Here is a 435-nt window from a genome sequence, read left to right as displayed (position 1 = left end):
CAGTACAAGCAAATACAGTAACAATAGCGTTTGAAAATGCTTTTGGACTAGAACGAACTATCGTAGGAGCTGTATTAGCTTTATTAGTTGCAGTTATTATTTTTGGTGGTATTAAAAGCATTTCACGTATTACAGAAATGATTGTTCCTCCAATGGCAATCGTTTATATTGGTGTGGCTATTTTTGTCGTTATTAAAAACTTCAATATGTTACCAAGCATTTTTCTAGAAATATTTAACGGTGCATTTGGTTTAGACCAAGCCATCGCTGGTGGTATTGGAGCAGCAATCAAGTTCGGAATTCAGCGCGGTTTATTCGCGACAGAAGCAGGTATGGGTAGCTCTCCTAACGCAGCTGCAACATCAGATGTATCTCACCCTGTAAAACAAGGGCTTGTTCAAGCATTAGGTGTTTTCGTAGATACATTCTTAGTAT

At 37.9% G+C, this 435-nt stretch carries 1 protein-coding gene; it reads left to right on the top strand.

Features of this window, described 5'->3' with window-relative positions:
- On the top strand, positions 1-435 hold a 435-nt coding region (locus tag V7038_RS29090), incomplete at both ends, for an alanine:cation symporter family protein (protein ID WP_335696059.1).

The sequence above is a fragment of the Bacillus sp. JJ783 genome (genome assembly GCF_036963225.1).
Classification (GTDB): Bacteria; Bacillota; Bacilli; order Bacillales; family Bacillaceae_G; genus Bacillus_A; species Bacillus_A cereus_U.
This window is presented reverse-complemented; position numbering and strand designations above follow the sequence as displayed.